We start from the raw sequence: 18,707 nt of genomic DNA, 5'->3' as shown, positions 1-18,707 counted from the left end.
GAAAAGGGCAGAATCTGGATCTTCGGATACAGATTCTGCCCTTTTCTTTAATTAGTTATTACAGTTAAGATGGTTTACTCTCGATAAACACTGTTTTTTACTTTTTTAGAAGGGGTAGCACACATGCCATGCTCATCAACATAAGCGTTTTATTACACCAAAAAACAAAAAAATGTACAATATCTCTTGGAGATATCAATTTATTCATTTTGGGGTATTTGCTTTTTTTAGCTTGATGGCGATGGAGCTCCTTCATCAAAACATTACTTCTTTTTATCTTTATCCAACACATTCTGTTCTTCAGCAAACTCTGTACCATATGCAAACCGGCGATTAATTCGAATGTTGTCATTGTTGTGCCTTGTGTGGGAATTAGAAAAGCGATGGACGATTACTTCTGATAATGTAAAGACGATGGCAGAAAGGATACTGCCCCATGCAATTTGCATGTAGTTGTCTAATAAAATATTACCGAAAATCCAAACGCTTAAATACGTAAGTAAGAAATCCGTCATAATGGCAGCGGAATTGCCAATTCGATTTAAAATAATTTTATCAACAAACATATAAGAAACGATTGTGACGAAGAGACTAAAAGAAATGATTTGGACGAGCGTTGCTGGGAAAAATAGAGCTAGTCCGATACTAAAAGCGATGATGCATGATATAAATTTGATAAGTATTACAGTAATATCATTCAATATTTACACCTCCCATTTATACATAGTTTTACAATAAATGCAGGAGTTCATACATTGGAACGGTTTAATTTATATAAAACTTTATCATGCTGAAATTTTATCTAAATATTAAAAAAATAATCAAAAAATGTTATAGTGAAATGAGAGCGTATGACATTTTTAGGTAAGGGGGAATCCGGGATGTGGATAACTTCAGAAGTAGAAATTCCAGATGAGTTAATCGATCACCTTGAACAAGGTAAGTTAGTATTATTCGTTGGAGCAGGAGTTTCTATGAAGGGGAAATCAAACTTACCGAATTTCGATGATTTAGTTGATGAAATTTCGAAAGCTTTATATGTCGAAAGGCGTGAGATGACAGAACCCCACGATTATTATCTCGGTAAAATTGCGAAAACGAAAGATGTGCATCAAGTTGCAAGAGACCTCGTTAATATAGAAAAATCAAAACCAAATCCATTACACTATGCGATTCCAAGGCTGTTTCCGTTAGATACGGATGTTCGAATTGTAACGACAAACTTTGATCAACATTTTACGTCTGTAATTACAGAAATGAATAGAGAGCTGAATATTTATTATGCACCTGCTTTGCCGACAGGGAGAGCGTTTAAAGGGTTGGCTTACATACATGGGAATGTAGAACAAGAGAAAGAAGCTTTAATTTTAACGGATGGTGATTTTGGAAGGGCTTACTTAACAGAAGGGTGGGCGAGACGATTTTTAGTTGATCTATTCTCAAATTACACTGTTTTATTCGTTGGGTATAGTCATAATGATCCTGTAATGAAATATTTAGCAACAGGCTTACCACCGAGTACAAGGCGTTATGCTTTCGTCGCACAAGGTGATAATACATATCATTGGGAGCATTTAGGGATAAGACCGATTGTGTATCCGAATAAAGCAAATAATCATCAAGCGCTTGTGAAAGCGGTGAAGCGGTGGGCGGAATTAATGGGGGATAATTATATTACGAAAAGAATGCGTATTCGTGATATTGTAACCGTTCCTCCATCAGTAGAGCAGGAGCAATTATCCTATATAAAACAGTCAATAAAAAAAATTGAAACCGTTCGGTACTTCGTTGAATTTGCTCGTGATTATGAATGGGTGGAATGGCTTGAAGCAGAAGGGAAACTAAGAAATTTATTTCTGCTTACAGCAAATTATGATGAAGTAGATGAATTGCTTGCGGAATGGTTAGTGGAGCAATTTCTATTTAGTCATCAAAAAGAACTATTTCAATTGATTTTTAAAAATCATTCTAAAATATCCCCGTTATGGTGGCGAACAATTTGTACTTACTTAAACGAAACGAAAGAAACGATGGACCCTTTGTTGTTTGCAAGATGGACATTGCTTTTATTAGAAACAGCAGAGAAAGATAGTAGCTCTATTGAAATGATCACATATTTATTGCAAAAATGTTCTTTCCCTGAGCATAAAGAAATTGGCTTGTTGCTATTAACGTTTATTTTAGACGGGAAACTTAAATTGAAGCGTGTAAGAAGATGGGGAAATGATACGCAAGAGTCGATTGAACTCGAGGAATCGAGTCGTATACCAATGCCTATTTTTTCTCATGTGGAGCGAATTTGGAAAGAGAAAATGAGACCACATATTACTTACTACGCAAATCCGATTATGGTTACGGGGTTAGAAAAGATACAACTATTGTCATTAAGACAAAATGCACTGAAAAGAAGAGATAGAGAAATTTCAGAGCAGGAGTTACAGCAAAATGATTTTACATTTTTAATTCAAATTGTAAAAGAGTGTCTTACATATTTATGTGAAAACAATGAGAAAAAAGCAAATCATTATATTACAGAAATGATAGAAACTGATAGTGTACTTCAAAAGCGAATTGCAATTGAAGCAATGATTAATAATGTTTTCGTTACAGCGGATGACAAACTGAAGTGGCTGTTACATGTAGATGTTCTGTTAGATTTCACATGTAAACATGAAGTGTTTCAACTTTTAAAGAATTATTACGCAGATGCTTTAGAGGAAACGAAAGAAGAAGTAATTCAACATGTATTAGAGTATCTTGCAGAAGAGAGGGCGTTTGATGCTTGTCTTGTATTAGACTTACTATTCACGTGTGATTCGAATAGTAAGTGTACGGCGGAAGGATACGAGCTAATGAAACAGAAACACCCCCATTTTTCTTCAGATCTATACAGTGTTCCAAAGAAAGAGGCAAATGAACAACGTATTACATGCAATGTAACAGCTGATGGATTACTGCAGCTGAAAGACGATGAAATAATGGAGCAAGTTCGGCATTTTTCAAGAGACGGTGTTTTTGAACAACGCCATTTTTTAGAGATGTTATCAAAAGCGTGTAAATTGAATGTAGAGTGGAGTATTTCGTTTGCTTATCAACTAGTAGGCGTGCACGAAATTAGTAATGAAGTATGGTTTGTATGTATTAGAGAATGGCGAAATAATAGGAATTTAACGAGTGAGCAAATTCAAAGGATTATTCCGTTATTGCAGAAGTTTTCTCGAAATACTACTTTTCATTGGCTAATTAGTAGTTTTCTATATGAAATTAGCAATCGATTAGAAGAGCTAGAAGAAAACAGTATACGGGTTATAAAGCGCTTTGCTTTTTCAGTATTTCCACATGTTATGAGAGGGGAAACAGATTTTAAAATTGGAAAACAAGAGTTTTACAATGAGTCTATACAGCATCCTGTTGGGAAGATGACAGCTGTATTGCTAAAACTGTTAGCGTACGATCACTTATATGATCGCAATGTATATGAATATTTATTTTTATTTGAAGAACAGGTAAGGGGTACTTCGGAACGAACGAACTTTATGTTAGCTCGTTTAACAGCAGATATTACGTTTTTATACCATATTGAGAAGCAATGGTGTCGGAAAAATGTACTACCTTACTTAGATTTAAAGAAAGAAAGTGAGCTTACAAAATATGCGTGGGCGGGATTATGTTATACGCAAATTAATGTACCTTTGTTTACAGAAATAAGACGATATATTAAGTATGCAGTAGAACATTTAGATGCACTACATCCATATACGAGAGAAGCATTTTTAAAATGGCTTAGCTTTGTATTTATTAAATGCGTATTATATTGGGAGCAAAAAACAGATTGGTTATATCCACTTTTGATGCAAGAAAACGAAGAGAATAAAATTAAGTTTATGCAGTATTTATGCTACTACGTAAAAACGTTAAGTGGTAAGGAACAACAAAAATTTTGGACAGCGTGGCTTAGTGTGTTTTTAAGAGAACGTCCGAAAATGGGCTTAATAACAACGAGAGAATACATGATGCTTTTACGTATTGTTTTATGCATGGATGAGGTTTTAGAAAAAGGATTAAATATTATTTCTAGTAAATTTCAAGGTGTGGAAGGACAATCTAATCAAGAAGAAATGAAACAGTTGTTTATAGAGATACTTGAAAAGAAAGAACGTATGAAAGCGTATAAAGAATTGTATGCAAATGTGTTTTTTACTTTACTTCAGACGTGTCAAGAAGCCGATTTACTTGAAAGTGAGATCATACAAATAAAAGAACTATTAACCAGGTATGAAGTAGAAAGACATGTATTAAATTTAATCGAAAATGAAATAATTCGCATCGGAATCGTAACGGAGAATTTACAAGAGGAATCATAGGGCGGAAGTGGAATTTTTAAAAAATATATAAAAAGTTATTGACAGTGTTTTGAAAAGCGTTCTATAATACGAATCATACTTATTCAATTTCAAAAACATTTGAATAAACAAAGTGCAATGAAGAGATCACAGTAGTGGTTAGTCTTACTGTAACAGAGAGCTGGTGGTTGGTGTGAACCAGTACAGGGATAATCATGAATTACAGTCTTGGAGCATCTTTTTCGTAGTAAAGATAGTATTGTCTTTATGAAGGAAAAGCGGTCAATTGATCGTTAACAGTGAAGAGAGGTAGACGGAAAGTTAGTCTACAACTAGGGTGGTACCGCGATAAATATCGTCCCTACTGATTTATTCAGTAGGGACTTTTTGTATTTTAGTGGTCCAACTTGAAAATAAAATAGTCATGCATTGAAAGGAAAAGCAGTAGTTGTTGTTTCCCTGTAACAGAGAGCTGGTGGTTGGTGCGAACCAGTACAAAAACAAGAGCGAATTACAGTCCTGGAGCATCTTTTTCGTAGTAAAGATAGTTATTGTCTTTATGAAGGGAAAGACGGTCAGATGATCGTTAACAATGAAGAGAGGTAGGCGAAATAAGTCTACAACTAGGGTGGTACCGCGATAAATATCGTCCCTACTGATTGAATCAGTAGGGCTTTTTTGTACAAAAAAGTGGCTTATTAACTAGTAGTTAGTGTCTTTATGGTAATTATTAGTTTAAAATAAGAAGAGGTATCGATTCCACTTTAAATTTGTATAATTAACCAGTTCAGAAAATAGAGAATTTTTTATTCTCTTACTATACTTTTAAAACATTAGAGGAGGATTTCCAAATGGCAAATCATGAATTAGATCAATTACGTAAACAGGTAGATGAAATTAACTTACAATTATTACACCTATTAAACAAACGCGGTGAAATCGTTCAAAAGATTGGGGAGCAAAAACAAGTACAAGGTACGAAACGCTTTGATCCAGTACGTGAGCGTGAAGTACTTGATATGCTTGCAGAGCATAACGAAGGACCATTCGAAACGTCAACGATTCAACATATTTTCAAAACGATTTTCAAAGCAAGCTTAGAATTACAAGAAGATGATAACCGTAAAGCATTACTAGTTTCACGTAAAAAGAAAAAAGAAAATACAATCGTTAATGTGAAAGGTGAATTGATTGGAAACGGAACACAAACGTTCATCATGGGACCTTGTGCGGTAGAAAGTTTAGAGCAAGTTCGCCAAGTAGGGCAAGCTATGAAAGACCAAGGCTTAAAATTAATGCGCGGTGGTGCTTTCAAACCGAGAACATCTCCATACGATTTCCAAGGTTTAGGAGTAGAAGGTTTACAAATTTTACGCCAAGTAGCAGATGAGTTCGACTTAGCGATTATTAGTGAAATTTTAAATCCGAACGATGTTGAAATGGCGCTAGAATACGTTGATGTAATTCAAGTTGGAGCACGTAACATGCAAAACTTCGATTTACTACGAGCTGTAGGTAAAGTTAACAAGCCAGTATTACTAAAACGTGGGTTAGCAGCAACAATTGATGAGTTCATTAATGCAGCGGAATACATTATTGCACAAGGTAATGACCAAATTATTCTTTGTGAGCGCGGTATTCGCACATACGAGAGAGCGACACGTAACACATTAGATATTTCAGCAGTACCGATTTTAAAGAAAGAAACACATTTACCAGTTATCGTTGACGTAACACATTCAACTGGACGTAGAGATTTACTATTACCAACAGCGAAAGCAGCACTTGCTATTGGAGCAGATGCAGTAATGGCTGAAGTTCATCCAGACCCAGCAGTTGCGTTATCAGATTCTGCGCAACAAATGGATATTCCAGAATTCCATAGATTCATGGATGAGTTAAAAGGTTTCAAAAATAAATTATCTTAATTCCATATCATAAATGCACTGAAGAGGAAACAGTAGTGCTTATCTCACTGTTAAAGAGAGCTGATGGCCGGTGTGAATCAGTACAAAGGTAAGCATGAATTACAGCCTTGGAGCATCTTTCCCGCCAACTTTTGGAGAGAAAGACGGTCAAACGATCGTTAAAGAAGAAGAGAGGTAGACGAAAGAAGTCTACAACTAGGGTGGTACCGCGATAAACATCGTCCCTACTGAGCGCTCAGTAGGGACTTTTTTGTACAAAAAAATAGTAAAGGGGCAAGAGAAATGAGATATATTACAGCTGGAGAATCACATGGGCCGCAGTTAACAGTTATTTTAGAAGGTGTACCAGCAGGTTTAACATTAACAGCGGAACATATTAATAAAGAATTATTAAGAAGACAAAAAGGGCATGGGCGCGGAAGACGCATGCAAATTGAAACAGATACAGTTGAAATTGCAAGTGGTGTACGTCACGGAATGACACTTGGTTCACCAATTACGTTAATCGTAAAAAATGATGATTTCAAACATTGGACGAAAGTAATGGGTGCTGAACCAATTTCGGAGCAAGAAAGTAAAGAAATGAAACGTACTATAACGAAACCACGTCCAGGACATGCGGATTTAAACGGGGCAATTAAATACGGCCATCGTGATATAAGAAACGTATTAGAGCGCTCTTCTGCAAGAGAAACGACAGTTCGTGTTGCTGCTGGTGCAGTTGCGAAACAAATTTTGAAAGAATTAGGCGTGGAAATTGCAGGGCATGTTCTTGAAATTGGTGGGGTACAAGCGAAGCGTATTTCAAACTTACCAATTGAAGAAATTCAAACGATAACTGAAAATTCACCAGTTCGATGTTTAGATAAAGAAGTAGAACAAGAGATGATGAATGCGATTGATGATGCGAAAAGTAGCGGAGATTCTATAGGCGGTATTGTCGAAGTCATTGCAGAAGGAATGCCAATTGGAGTTGGTAGCTACGTTCATTACGACCGCAAATTAGATGCAAAACTTGCCGGTGCTATTATGAGCGTGAATGCGTTTAAAGGTGCTGAGATCGGAATTGGTTTTGAAGCGGCAAGACAGCCGGGAAGTAAAGTACACGATGAAATTTTATGGGATGAAGAAAAAGGATACACGAGAAATACGAATAATGCCGGCGGTTTAGAAGGCGGTATGACAACAGGTATGCCAATTGTCGTAAGAGGCGTAATGAAGCCAATTCCTACATTATATAAACCGTTAGCAAGCGTAGATATTGATACGAAAGAAGCGTTCCAAGCGAGTATTGAGAGATCTGATAGCTGTGCAGTACCAGCAGCAGGTGTTGTAGCTGAAGCTGTCGTTGCATGGGAACTTGCCGGTGCACTAGTCGAGCAATTCGGAAAAGATCGCATGGAATTACTAAAACAAAATATTTCGCAACATAACAAATACGCAAAAGAATTTTAATGAAAAGGTGGATTTAACATGCGAGTAAAAGATCAACTATCATCATTACAACCGTATAAACCAGGTAAATCACCAGAGCAAATGAAAGAAGTATACGGGAATCATTCATTTGTTAAGTTAGCATCAAATGAAAATCCATTTGGCTGTTCACCTCGTGTTTTAGGAGAATTACAAAAATCGTGGCAGGAACATGCTTTATATCCTGACGGAGGTGCTGAAGTACTCCGTCAAACAATTGCAGAGAAATTACAAGTGCAAATGGAACAAGTGCTTTGTGGTAGTGGACTTGATGAAGTCATTCAAATTATAAGTCGTGCAGTGCTCTGTAAAGGAGATAATATCGTAACTGCTGGCGCGACATTTCCTCAGTACCGTCATCATGCAATTATTGAAGGCTGTGAAGTGAAAGAAATTTCTTTAAAGAACGGTGTATATGATCTAGATGAAATTTCTTCAGCAGTTGATGAACATACAAAAATCGTATGGATTTGTAATCCGAACAACCCGACAGGCACATATGTGAATGAGCGAAAATTGACTCAATTCATTGAAAGCATTAGTGAAAATACGTTAATTGTCATTGATGAAGCGTACTATGAATACGTAACAGCAAAAGATTTCCCTGAGACATTACCGCTTCTAGAAAAACATAACAACATTCTTGTACTTAGAACGTTTTCTAAAGCGTACGGATTAGCTTCTTTCCGCGTTGGTTATGCGATTGGACAGGAAGAGTTAATCGAGAAATTAAATGTCGTACGTTTGCCATTTAACGTATCTTCATTAGCGCAAAAAGCAGCGACGATTGCTTTTAACGATGAAGCGTTTATTGAAGAAATAGTTCGTGTTAATACAGAAGGATTACAACAATACGAGAGTTTGTGTACGGAAAATGAAATTCCATTTTATCCGTCGCAAACGAACTTTATCTTCTTGCCGGTAGATGATGCTGGGGAAATTTATGAAGCTTGTGCGCATGCAGGGTTTATTATTCGTCCGTTCCCAAATGGCGTCCGTATTACAATCGGAACTAGGGAACAAAATGAAGGAGTGATTTCAGTGTTAAAACAACACTTTGAAAATAAAAAAGGTAAGTCTCGAGATGAGACAAATGTGTAAAAAGGTAGTATTAATCGGTACTGGATTAATAGGAGGCTCTCTTGCATTAGCGATTAAAAAAGAGCACGATGTAACGATTATCGGTTATGACATATTTAAAGAGCAAGTAGAGCGCGCAAAAGAATTACATGTAGTTGATGAAGTAGCAGTAGATTTACAGCGTGCATGTGAGGAGGCAAATTTAATTGTATTTGCCTCTCCAGTTGAAGAAACGAAAAAGTTGTTACACAAACTTGCATCATTTCATTTACGAGAAGATGTCATTGTTACCGATGTAGGAAGTACGAAAGGGACAATCATGAATGAAGCAGAAGCTTTATTAACAAAGAAAGTTTCATTTATCGGCGGTCATCCGATGGCAGGTTCTCACAAAACAGGAGTTGAAAGTGCAAAGGCACACCTTTTTGAAAACGCATTTTACATTTTAACGCCAATGAATCACGTGCAGGCGGATCAAGTAGACGAGCTAAAAGAATGGTTAAAAGGAACAGGCTCTCATTTTCTTGTATTAAATACAAAAGAACATGATTATATAACAGGAATAGTTAGTCATTTCCCACATTTAATTGCAGCAGGATTAGTAAAACAAGTTGAGAAACATGCTGGTGATAATCCGCTTATTCATCAACTAGCGGCAGGCGGATTTAAAGATATAACACGTATTGCATCAAGTAGTCCGAAAATGTGGAGTGATATCGTAAAGCAAAATCGCGGGCATTTATTGGAACTATTAGAAGAATGGATTTCAGAAATGGAAGAGCTATATAAGACGGTTTCTAAAGGAGATGCAGGAGAAATACAAAGTTATTTTGCAGATGCGAAAGAATATCGTGACTCTTTACCAGTTCGAAAAAGAGGGGCGATTCCTGCCTATCACGACTTATACGTCGACGTTTTAGATAAAGTAGGGGCATTAGCCCATATCACAAGCATTCTAGCAGAAGAAGAAATTAGTATTACGAACTTGCAAATATTAGAAGCGCGAGAAGGATTGCTCGGAGTTTTACGAATTAGTTTCCAAAGAGAAGAGGATCGAACGCAGGCAAAAATTGCGCTCGGAAAAGAAGAATACCAAACGTATGAAACAATTTAATGAGGAGGGTGACAACGTGAAAGAAAAAACAGTACAAACTGTAAATAACGGATTGAATGGCACAATTACAATCCCTGGAGATAAATCAATTTCCCATCGCGCTGTCATGTTTGGCGCAATCGCGGAAGGTAAAACAACAATTAAAGGATTTCTTCCTGGTGCGGATTGTTTAAGTACTATTTCTTGTTTTAAAGAAATGGGAGTAGAGATTACACAAAATAGAGACGAAGTTACGGTAATTGGAACAGGATTAGAAGGTTTACAAGAGCCAAAAGCTGTATTAGATGTTGGTAATTCTGGTACAACGATTCGATTAATGTCAGGAATACTTGCAAACACACCATTCTTTTCTTGCGTGCAAGGTGATGCTTCAATTGCGAAGAGACCGATGCAACGTGTAACAAATCCACTAAAGCAAATGGGTGCAAAAATTGATGGCCGAAAAGAAGGAACGTTTACGCCGCTCACAATACGAGGCGGGAATTTAAAGGCGATTGAATATACTTCACCGGTAGCAAGTGCGCAAGTGAAATCAGCTATTTTACTTGCAGGCCTTCGCGCAGAAGGTGTAACAGCTGTTACAGAACCTCATATTTCCCGCGATCATACAGAAAGAATGCTTGAGGCGTTTGGCGTTACAGTAACTCGCGTGGGGAAAACAGTGAAACTAGCAGGAGGACAGAAGTTAACCGCAACAGATGTTCAAGTGCCAGGTGATGTATCATCAGCGGCATTTTTCTTAGTAGCAGGTGCAATTATTCCAAATAGTAAACTACTATTACAAAATGTGGGAATGAATCCGACTCGTACAGGTATTATTGATGTTCTTGAGAAAATGGGCGCTACGTTTACTGTAGAGCAGATTAACGAAGGAGCATCAGAACCTGCTGCAAATATTACAATTGAAACATCGCCGCTGAAAGGAATCGAAATCGGTGGAAATATCATTCCACGACTGATTGATGAAATCCCAATTATCGCTTTAGCGGCAACACAAGCAGATGGAATTACAGTCATTAAAGATGCACACGAGCTAAAAGTGAAAGAAACGAATCGTATCGATACAGTCGTTGCTGAACTAACGAAACTAGGAGCTCGTATTGAAGCGACCGACGACGGAATGATTATTTACGGTAAATGTAAGCTAAAAGGAAATACAGTACATAGTCACGGTGATCACCGCATTGGAATGATGCTTGCGATTGCCGGCTGTATAGCTGAAGGAGAAACAACGATTGAAGATGCAGAAGCAGTAGGTGTATCGTATCCTACATTTTTTGAAGAACTGCAAACGTTAGCTAAATAAATTGATGAGAAGCAGATGCGTAATGTATCTGCTTTTTTATGTTAGATTGTTTCTAAATCGATATCTTTTGTTGAAACATCCTCGTAATTTCACTTACCGAACTATAATAGTTTGAATTGTGGTATAATTCGAACGAAGGATGGAGGAGAAATATATGAACGTTATACAATTAAAAGAAGATAAGTTTAGAGAAGCATTACGTTTATCAGAATATGCTTTTCAATATAAAGCAAATGAAGAATGGATAGAGCAGAAAATTGCAAGAATGAAGGAAAGCCATCAAATATACGGTATTATGGAAGGAGAAGAGTTAGCTGCAAAGTTGCACTTAATTCCTTTTCATATTTACATAGGAAAAGAAAAGTTTAAAATGGGCGGCGTTGCGGGGGTAGCGACGTATCCGGAACATAGAAGAAGTGGATATGTAAAAGAGTTACTTCAGCATTCACTGCAAACTATGAAAAGAGATGGATATAGTGTATCGATGTTACATCCATTTGCCGTTTCATTTTATCGTAAATACGGCTGGGAACTTTGTGCGAATCGAATCGTATGTCAGATGACAAAGAGCGATTTAATAATTAAAAAACAAGTGAATGGTACAGTGAAACGTTTTAGTAAAGATAATCATCCAGAAGAAGTAGAGAATCTATATGAAACATTTGCAGAACGATTTTCTGGTATGTTAGTTCGCGGACGTAAATGGTGGTTACAAGCGGTGTATCATGATTTAACATTGGCAGTTTACTATGATGAAAATAAAACGGTAGCTGGTTACATTTTATACAAAATAGAGAATTCTAAAATGAAAGTAGAAGAATTTGTCCCATTACATAATGAAGCAAGAATTGGTCTTTGGAACTTCATCTGCCAACATGATTCTATGATTAAAGATCTAGAAATGATACTAAGTGAAAAAGAACCATTGTTATATACATTGCAAGAACCGCGAGTGAAGGCAGAACTGAAACCATATTTTATGGGTAGAATTGTAGATGTGGAGCAGTTCTTAAATCAATATGAGTTTAATTGGAACAGTGCGCAGCAAGAAGTGATCTTACAAATTACAGATTCATTTGCACCTTGGAATAACGTAACTGTGAAACTTGCAAATCATGAAGTAACAATTATAAACGAAGAGACATTGCATAAAGGAATTAGACTAGATATCAATGCGTTATCTACAATAATGTTTGGCTACAAACGTCCGTTAGAGCTAAAAGAACTTGAATTAATTAGCGGAAGCGAAGAGGAAATACGAGTATTTGAGAATTTAGTACCGGTACGAGAAGCATTTATTTATGATTTCTTTTAATTCACATATATGAAATCGAGCTGTCCAAAATAAAATTTTTGGATGGCTTCCTCTTATGTTGTCAGTTTTTGTCGGTAAGTCGATATATCTTAAAAATCGCGGATGTAATTTCATTCACAAGCATGGGCTATAAAAATTCTGTATTACTTTGTCACGCACTTGACTTTTAATCCGTGTAATTTATAATTAAAAACGGAATGAATTTTCATTCCTGAAAATTGAGGTGAGCAAAATGGCTAAAAATAAACAAGAGGATATTTTTGATGCTGCTATAAAACTTTTCGCAGAGCGTGGTTACGATGGTACGACAATTCCGATGATTGCTGAAAAAGCAAATGTTGGCGCTGGTACTATTTATCGCTATTTTGAAAATAAAGAGGCACTCGTTAACTCACTATTTTCAAAGAGCATGTTGCAATTATCTGAAATACTAAAAACTGATTTTCCTGTTGAAGCAAATATTCGTGAACAGTTTAGTCATATTTATAACCGTTTATTTGAATTTGCGAGAAACAATGTGGATGCTTTTCTTTTTACAAATTCTCACTGTGATAGTTATTTTCTTGATGAACAGAGTAACAAAATATTTGACGATTTTATAGGCTTCTTTATGAATATTATAGAAGATGGAATCGCAAAAGGTTTGCTCCGTCCATTGCCTCCAGTTGCTTTAATTATTATTGTATATCAACCGCTAGAAAAATTAACTAAAGTAATGGCAACAGGGCAATTAGAATACTCAAAAGAATTAGTAAAAGAATTGGAAGAAAGCTCTTGGAATGCTATTAGAATCATTTGATTCTATAGCTCTATAAGGATAGGAATGAACATTCATTCCTAAATAGATATATAAAATGAGAACAGGAGATGATATATCCGTACAACTAAAGGAATGAATATTCATTCCTTTAGAGGTAGGTAAATAGATTTAAAAATAATTTAATAGAATAATAGGAATGAACGTTCATTCCGAATGCAACATGAAATTCTAAAAGTAGGAGATGATTCATATGAGCAAATTAAAAAGTTGGAGAAGTTTATCTTTTCTATTATGGGTAGTTATTACTATTACAATGGTCGTAACGATGCCTAATATGGATAAGTTAGTGAAAGAAAAAGGGCAAATTACGATTCCTAATACAGAACAAAGTAGTATTGCTGACAAGATGATAAAAGAGATGGATAAAGAAGGTGTTGAAAAGTACGAAATTATAGCCGTTTTTAATAGTGGTAATAAAGCAGCTTTAACTACTGAGCAAAAAGAGGAAATAACAAAAACAATCAATGCGTTACAAAGTGAAAAAGAGCAATTAGGAATTAAGGAAGTTGTTTCACATTTAGATAATAAAGACTTGGAAAAACAGTTAATTTCTAAAGACAATACGACTATTTTAACGCAAATATCGGTAGATAAAAAGCATGGTGAAATATCAAAAGTTGCAAATGTACTTCATAATAAAATTAAACCGAAAGGAGTTAAAACGTACTTAACAGGAAGTGATTTAATAGCGGGTGATTTTCTTACATCCTCTCAAGAGGGCGTGAAAAAGACAGAAGTTATTTCAATCATTTTCATTCTTGTAGTATTAATCATTGTATTCCGTTCACCAGTTGTTCCGATTGTTTCTCTTCTTACAGTTGGTGTATCGTATTTAGTCTCAATGGGGATTATTTCTCATCTTGTAGATCAATTTAATTTTCCGTTTTCTAACTTTACGCAAGTATTTGTAGTTGTCGTACTGTTTGGAGTGGGAACAGATTATAACATTTTATTATATACGAGGTTTAAAGAAGAATTAAGTAAACAAGAAAATGCATATTTAGCTACGAAAGAAACATTTAAATCAGCAGGTAAAACCGTTTTATATAGCGGAATTGCAGTGCTAATTGGTTTTGCATCACTTGCTTTAGCAAGTTTTAAATTATATCAATCTACTTCAGCGGTAGCAATTGGTGTCGCAGTATTACTACTCGTATTAACCACTTTAAATCCATTTTTCATGGTGCTATTAGGAAAAGGAATGTTTTATCCAGTTAAAACATTTAAAGGACATGAGGATAGTCGTTTATGGGGATTCTTTGCGAAAAATTCAGTAGCAAGACCATTTATCGCTTTAATTATCGTATTCGTGATATCGATTCCATTCGTATTAAAATATTCTAACACGCTTAATTACAATGATTTATTTGAAGTGGATAATAAATATGAATCAAAAATGGGGATTAACGTAATAGAAGAGCATTTTTCGCCTGGTTTTTCTTCACCAAGTACGTTAGTCATTCAATCGGATAAAAAGTTAGATGAGGCGAATTCTTTACAAACTTTAGATGAACTTACTGATAAAATCTCGAAAGTTAAAGGAGTCTCAGAAGTATATTCACCGACGCGTCCAACTGGAGATAAGATTAAAGAATTATATATAAATAAACAAGCCGGAGAATTGAATACAGGCTTAGGAGATGCAAATGGTGGCATAAAAGAAATTAATGAAGGATTAACTGATGCGAAAGATAAAATGGGTAGTAATGATTCAAATAGTCTTGCAAATGTTCAAAAGTTAATTGATGGAACAAATGAAGCGAAAAATGGCGTATCAGCATTAGGGACAGCTTTAAATCAATTATCGAATGGAATAAACAATGGAGCACAAGGAGTGAAGCAAATAGAGGATGGGCTAGCATCATTAAACGGAAATATCAATGCCCTGTCAAATGCAACTTCGCAGCTTCATGCTGGTTATGCTCAGTTAGAAAAAGGTTTAAGTTCGTACGATCAATATTTCGGAAGTATTTCTCAAGCGATTGATGGTGCGAAAAAAGGATATGAACAAATTGAAACGTTAATGAACAATTTCATTCAAACAAAACCAGAATTAGCAAATGATCCTAATGTGCAGCAAACATTAGGAATTGCAAAAGAAGCTCAGAAGCAATTGAGTGTTCTTTCAAATGAATTAAATCAATTAGCGACGCAGCACAAAGCAGCGATGAGTTCATTTAAAGAAGCAAATCAATCATTATTAAAAGTAGATAATGGTTTAAAGGAAATGAACAATGGAGTAACGCAACTACAAAAAGGAGCTGCTGAACTGAAAAATGGATTGAACGAAGGAGCTACAGGTTCAAAACAAATTTCGAACAAATCGGCTGACTTACAATCTGGATTAATGAAAATAAACGATGGGCAAGGACAGTTATTAACTGGACTGAAAGATTTACAAGAAAAGATGGGGCAATTGCAATCAGGTTTATCTAAAAGTACAGAGGGGTTAGGAAAAGTAAGTAACGGTCTAGGTGACGCTCAAAAATATTTAGGAGAGTTAAATGAGTCGAAAAGCTCTGAGAAATTTTATATTCCGAAAGAAGTTTTAGAAGGAGAAGATTTCCAAAAAGCATTGAATACGTACATGTCACATAATAGAAAGATTGCTAAAATGACAATTATTTTAGACGTAAACCCGTATTCAAAAGAAGCGATGCCTATCATTCAAGAAATTAATAAAACGATAGATGGTACGTTAAAGGGAACAGAACTAAATGATGCGAAAAAAGCAATTGGCGGGACAACAGCTAGAAACGTTGATTTAAAAGAAGTAACCGGGCAAGATTTCCTACGTACTGCTACGATTATGTTATTAGGGATTTCGCTTGTATTAATCGTGATTACACGCTCATTCTTAAACTCAATCTTTATTATTGGGTCGTTAATTTTAGCGTACTTTGCATCACTTGGTATAAGTGAACAAATTAGTGCACATGTATTAAACATAGGGTCATTAAGCTGGAATGTTCCATTCTTTAGCTTCATTATGATTGTCGCTTTAGGAGTGGATTATAGCATCTTCGTTATGATGCGATACAATGAGCTAGAAGGGGATTCAGTAACGAAAATTGTAAATGCATCTCGTCACATAGGAGGAGTCGTATTATCAGCGGCACTTATTTTAGGAGGGACATTTGCAGCGTTAATTCCTTCAGGAGTATTGACACTTATACAAGTAGCATCCGTTGTTGGCGTTGCTCTTTTACTATTAGCTTTAATTGTAATGCCGATATTGTTACCTGCTTTAATAGGATTGACGAATAAATTGAAGAGTTATAAAGAGAAAATAATGAATACGAAATAAGAAAAACCTGTAGGGAATGTTTTCTCTACAGGTTTTTTGTATATAAAATATGAAATGAAAAAATGATTCAATGTATTACAGAATGAGAAGCGAATAGGGATATTAGAAAGAGGTCGATGATATACAAAAAATAGCTAGGGGAATGGATAAAAACTATTCGATTTCGTTGTAGAAAGCTAATCAACCGTTGCTATTCATCCAGCTTCTACTATATAATAGCTATAGTCTACAATAATTGAGTCGTAATATGCGATTTTTTAAGACAATCGGTGAGAAAACGCTGAAATAAGCGGTATTAGTAGGAGGACACAAATGATTACAGTAAGTAACGTTAGTTTGCGTTTCGCGGATCGCAAATTATTTGAAGATGTTAACATAAAATTCACGCCAGGTAATTGCTACGGTTTAATTGGAGCAAACGGTGCTGGTAAATCAACATTTCTAAAGATTTTATCTGGAGAAATTGACCAATCAACAGGTGACATACATATTACGCCAGGTGAGCGTCTAGCAGTATTAAAACAGAATCACTTCGAATATGAAGAGTTCCCTGCACTAGAAACCGTAATGATGGGTCACACACGTCTTTATAAAGTAATGCAAGAGAAAAATGCAATTTACATGAAAGAAGACTTTAGTGATGAAGATGGCATGCGTGCTGCAGAACTTGAAGGTGAGTTCGCTGAGCTAAACGGTTGGGAAGCTGAGTCAGAAGCTGCAATCCTTCTAAAAGGATTAGGTATTGGTGAAGATATTCATGATAAAAAGATGTCTGAATTAACAGGGGCAGAGAAAGTAAAAGTATTACTTGCTCAAGCTTTATTCGGTCAACCTGACATTCTATTACTAGATGAGCCTACCAACCATTTGGACTTAAAAGCGATTCAATGGTTAGAAAACTTCTTAATGAACTTTGAAAATACAGTTATCGTTGTATCCCATGACCGTCACTTCTTAAATAAAGTATGTACGCACATGGCTGACCTTGATTTCGGTAAAATTCAATTATACGTTGGTAACTATGACTTCTGGTATGAATCAAGCCAATTAGCATTAAAACTAACGCAAGATTCTAACAAGAAAAAAGAAGAAAAAGTAAAAGAGTTACAAAACTTTATTGCACGCTTTAGCTCAAATGCATCTAAAGCGAAACAGGCAACTTCTCGTAAAAAATTGTTAGATAAAATTACATTAGATGATATTAGACCATCATCACGTCGTTATCCGTTCGTTGGTTTCACACCAGAACGTGAAGTAGGAAATGACCTATTAACAGTTGAAGGTATTTCGAAAACGATTGATGGCGAAAAAATATTAGATAATGTGAACTTCACTTTAAATAAAGGTGATAAAGTTGCATTTATCGGACGTAACGATATTGCGATGACAACATTATTTAAAATTCTTATGGGTGAAATGGAGCCAGATAGCGGTTCATTCAAATGGGGTGTAACAACATCTCAAGCTCATTTCCCAAGAGATAACTCTGAGTACTTCGAGAACAGTGATTACACTTTAATTGATTGGTTACGTCAGTTCTCTCCACAAGATGAGTCAGAAAGTTTCTTACGTGGTTTCTTAGGCCGTATGCTATTCTCTGGTGAAGAAGTAAAGAAAAATGTTTCTGTTTTATCTGGAGGAGAAAAAGTTCGTTGTATGTTATCTAAAATGATGTTAAGCGGTGCAAACGTATTAACACTTGATGATCCGACGAACCATTTAGACCTTGAGTCTATTACAGCATTAAACAACGGTTTAATCACATTTAAAGGAACATTACTATTCACTTCTCATGACCATCAGTTCGTACAAACAATTGCAAACCGTATTATCGAAGTAACGCCAAACGGTGTAGTTGATAAGGTAGCAACGTATGATGAGTTCTTAGAAAGTCAAGAACTTCAAAAACAAGTTGATGCAATGTACAAAGGTCAATAATAATTGATTAAAACCCTCGCTTTCTATTATGAGAGCGGGGGTTTTTTTTAGTAAACAAATATTCGTTTTAATATAAAGTGGGG

The 18,707-nt window shown here is 35.7% G+C and carries 11 protein-coding genes and 3 other annotated features; of the genes, 10 read left to right on the top strand and 1 reads right to left on the bottom strand.

Going from position 1 to position 18,707, the window contains the following annotated elements; translation table 11 throughout:
• Window positions 1-263: 263 nt before the first annotated feature.
• Window positions 264-701: a YndM family protein gene (locus tag MKY90_RS14820; protein WP_078184951.1), complete on the bottom strand. Its 438-nt coding sequence runs from the start codon at window positions 699-701 to the stop codon at window positions 264-266.
• A gap of 150 nt (window positions 702-851) precedes the next feature.
• Here MKY90_RS14820 and MKY90_RS14815 point away from each other — a divergent pair, with 150 nt between their 5' ends.
• The 10 genes from MKY90_RS14815 to MKY90_RS14770 all read left to right on the top strand — a co-directional run bounded on the left by MKY90_RS14815 (window position 852) and on the right by MKY90_RS14770 (window position 18,624).
• On the top strand, window positions 852-4,364 hold the full coding sequence (locus MKY90_RS14815; protein WP_215599528.1) for a DUF4020 domain-containing protein: 3,513 nt from the start codon (window positions 852-854) through the stop codon (window positions 4,362-4,364).
• Window positions 4,365-4,472: 108 nt separating this feature from the next.
• Window positions 4,473-4,709: a binding site (T-box leader), on the top strand.
• A 54-nt stretch (window positions 4,710-4,763) separates the two neighbouring features.
• Window positions 4,764-5,000: a binding site (T-box leader), on the top strand.
• A 194-nt stretch (window positions 5,001-5,194) separates the two neighbouring features.
• Entirely contained in the window at window positions 5,195-6,271 is a 1,077-nt protein-coding gene (locus tag MKY90_RS14810) for a bifunctional 3-deoxy-7-phosphoheptulonate synthase/chorismate mutase (RefSeq protein WP_002013433.1), read from the top strand.
• A 9-nt stretch (window positions 6,272-6,280) separates the two neighbouring features.
• Window positions 6,281-6,500 (top strand) — a binding site (T-box leader).
• A 53-nt stretch (window positions 6,501-6,553) separates the two neighbouring features.
• Window positions 6,554-7,726 (top strand): chorismate synthase, encoded by a 1,173-nt coding sequence (aroC, locus tag MKY90_RS14805; RefSeq protein ID WP_002013434.1) that lies wholly within the window; start codon window positions 6,554-6,556, stop codon window positions 7,724-7,726.
• Window positions 7,727-7,744: 18 nt separating this feature from the next.
• Complete coding sequence (hisC, locus tag MKY90_RS14800) at window positions 7,745-8,845, top strand: histidinol-phosphate transaminase (protein WP_098168374.1); 1,101 nt, start codon at window positions 7,745-7,747, stop codon at window positions 8,843-8,845.
• Complete coding sequence (gene tyrA, locus MKY90_RS14795; protein ID WP_002084896.1) at window positions 8,838-9,938, top strand: prephenate dehydrogenase; 1,101 nt, start codon at window positions 8,838-8,840, stop codon at window positions 9,936-9,938. Before hisC ends, tyrA begins: the two co-directional genes overlap by 8 nt.
• Window positions 9,939-9,954: 16 nt before the next feature.
• Window positions 9,955-11,244 carry a 3-phosphoshikimate 1-carboxyvinyltransferase gene (gene aroA, locus MKY90_RS14790; RefSeq protein WP_098168373.1) on the top strand — a complete coding sequence of 430 codons (1,290 nt, stop codon included), beginning with the start codon at window positions 9,955-9,957 and terminating at the stop codon, window positions 11,242-11,244.
• 154 nt (window positions 11,245-11,398) lie between these two features.
• Window positions 11,399-12,559: a GNAT family N-acetyltransferase gene (locus tag MKY90_RS14785; protein WP_002200142.1), complete on the top strand. Its 1,161-nt coding sequence runs from the start codon at window positions 11,399-11,401 to the stop codon at window positions 12,557-12,559.
• Between the two features lie 232 nt (window positions 12,560-12,791).
• Window positions 12,792-13,358 carry a TetR/AcrR family transcriptional regulator gene (locus MKY90_RS14780; RefSeq protein ID WP_002110452.1) on the top strand — a complete coding sequence of 189 codons (567 nt, stop codon included), beginning with the start codon at window positions 12,792-12,794 and terminating at the stop codon, window positions 13,356-13,358.
• 211 nt (window positions 13,359-13,569) lie between these two features.
• On the top strand, window positions 13,570-16,686 hold the full coding sequence (locus tag MKY90_RS14775; protein ID WP_341091711.1) for an MMPL family transporter: 3,117 nt from the start codon (window positions 13,570-13,572) through the stop codon (window positions 16,684-16,686).
• Window positions 16,687-16,998: 312 nt separating this feature from the next.
• Window positions 16,999-18,624 carry an ABC-F family ATP-binding cassette domain-containing protein gene (locus tag MKY90_RS14770; RefSeq protein WP_002032778.1) on the top strand — a complete coding sequence of 542 codons (1,626 nt, stop codon included), beginning with the start codon at window positions 16,999-17,001 and terminating at the stop codon, window positions 18,622-18,624.
• The last annotated feature ends 83 nt before the right edge of the window (window positions 18,625-18,707 follow it).

Origin of the sequence: Bacillus sp. FSL P2-0099 (assembly GCF_038007445.1) — a bacterium.
Classification (GTDB): domain Bacteria; phylum Bacillota; class Bacilli; order Bacillales; family Bacillaceae_G; genus Bacillus_A; species Bacillus_A mycoides.
This window is presented reverse-complemented; position numbering and strand designations above follow the sequence as displayed.

What these genes read in the sequence shown, in the direction of transcription:
- MKY90_RS14785 (WP_002200142.1), top strand. Translation starts at nt 11,399, where the DNA reads ATGAACGTTATACAATTAAAAGAAGATAAGTTTAGAGAAGCATTACGT.
- MKY90_RS14815 (WP_215599528.1), top strand. Translation starts at nt 852, where the DNA reads ATGACATTTTTAGGTAAGGGGGAATCCGGGATGTGGATAACTTCAGAA.
- MKY90_RS14780 (WP_002110452.1), top strand. Translation starts at nt 12,792, where the DNA reads ATGGCTAAAAATAAACAAGAGGATATTTTTGATGCTGCTATAAAACTT.
- aroC (WP_002013434.1), top strand. Translation starts at nt 6,554, where the DNA reads ATGAGATATATTACAGCTGGAGAATCACATGGGCCGCAGTTAACAGTT.
- MKY90_RS14810 (WP_002013433.1), top strand. Translation starts at nt 5,195, where the DNA reads ATGGCAAATCATGAATTAGATCAATTACGTAAACAGGTAGATGAAATT.
- MKY90_RS14770 (WP_002032778.1), top strand. Translation starts at nt 16,999, where the DNA reads ATGATTACAGTAAGTAACGTTAGTTTGCGTTTCGCGGATCGCAAATTA.
- MKY90_RS14775 (WP_341091711.1), top strand. Translation starts at nt 13,570, where the DNA reads ATGAGCAAATTAAAAAGTTGGAGAAGTTTATCTTTTCTATTATGGGTA.
- tyrA (WP_002084896.1), top strand. Translation starts at nt 8,838, where the DNA reads ATGTGTAAAAAGGTAGTATTAATCGGTACTGGATTAATAGGAGGCTCT.
- hisC (WP_098168374.1), top strand. Translation starts at nt 7,745, where the DNA reads ATGCGAGTAAAAGATCAACTATCATCATTACAACCGTATAAACCAGGT.